This window comes from Rhodococcus sp. FG69, assembly GCF_057808915.1.
On sequence record NZ_JBMDIX010000110.1, the window covers coordinates 1 to 701 of the forward strand.

Sequence of the window (701 nt, forward strand, 5' to 3'; positions counted from 1 at the left end):
CGGCCGGCGTTGGTGTCGGTGGTGCGTCCTGAGGTTGTGCCGTTGTCGCAGGCGCAGCAGCGGATGTGGTTCATCAATCAGTTCGATACGTCCTCGCCTGCGTACAACATTCCGTTGGCGGTGCGGTTGACGGGTGTGTTGGATGTGGCGGCGTTGGGTGCTGCTGTCGGTGATGTGGTGGCTCGTCATGAGAGTTTGCGGACGACGTTCCCGACGGTGGGGGAGTTGCCGCGTCAGTTGGTTCATCCGGTGCCCGATGGTGGGTTTGTGTTCGATGTGGTGCGGATCGGTGAGCAGGAGTTGTCGGCGCGGGTGTTGGCCGATGCGTCGCGTGGGTTCGATGTCACTGTCGATGCGCCGTTCCGGGCTGTGTTGTATCAGCTCGATGTGCAGGGTGGTGTCGATCGTTTCGTGTTGGCGATCGTGGTGCATCATATTGCTGCTGATGGGGCGTCGATGGCGCCGTTGGCGTCGGATGTGATGGTGGCGTATTCGGCTCGGGTGCTCGGTGTTGATCCGGGGTGGGTGCCGCTCGAGGTGCAGTATGCCGATTATGCGTTGTGGCAGCGGTCGTTGTTGGGGGAGGAGTCGGATCCGGAGTCGTTGGTGGCTCGGCAGTTGGGGTTCTGGTCGCAGGTGTTGGCGGATGTGCCGGATCTGTTGCCGTTGCCGATCGATCGACCACGCCCGAGCCAACAATC

At 62.1% G+C, this 701-nt stretch carries 1 protein-coding gene; it reads left to right on the plus strand.

The features are described from left to right. A partial coding sequence (locus ACODSO_RS29190; protein WP_489040080.1) for a condensation domain-containing protein occupies positions 1-701 on the plus strand: 701 nt, incomplete at both ends.